The organism is Streptobacillus felis (assembly GCF_001559775.1).
Taxonomy (GTDB): Bacteria; Fusobacteriota; Fusobacteriia; order Fusobacteriales; family Leptotrichiaceae; genus Streptobacillus; species Streptobacillus felis.
The window spans coordinates 1-298 of record NZ_LOHX01000231.1 but is presented as its reverse complement, the minus strand read 5'-3'; the positions used below and the strand labels follow the sequence as shown (position 1 = coordinate 298).

Sequence of the window (298 nt, the reverse complement as noted above, 5' to 3'; positions counted from 1 at the left end):
AGTATGTGCGTCTGGTGGTATGGTTTAGAGAATTAATAAAGATAATAAAATAGAATTTGTACTTGTAAAAGTACTTGGTGGTAATTGGGGATTTCCTAACGGACATATAGAAGAAAATGAAACTGAGATAATGACAGCAATTAGAGAAATAAAAGAAGAAACAAATCTTGAAACTGTAATAGTTGATTCTGATAAATTTAAAAAAGATATATCATATATTACTAATATGGGTGAACTTAAATATGGAACATTGCTCATTGCAAATGCTACTAGTCATAATGTTTTAATCGATTAAAGT

General features: G+C 27.9%; 1 protein-coding gene. It reads left to right on the top strand.

The window, feature by feature from the left end:
* Window positions 1-31: 31 nt before the first annotated feature.
* A complete protein-coding gene (locus AYC60_RS09355; protein ID WP_082762564.1) occupies window positions 32-295 on the top strand; it encodes an NUDIX domain-containing protein in 264 nt (87 codons plus the stop codon).
* Window positions 296-298 lie beyond the last annotated feature (3 nt).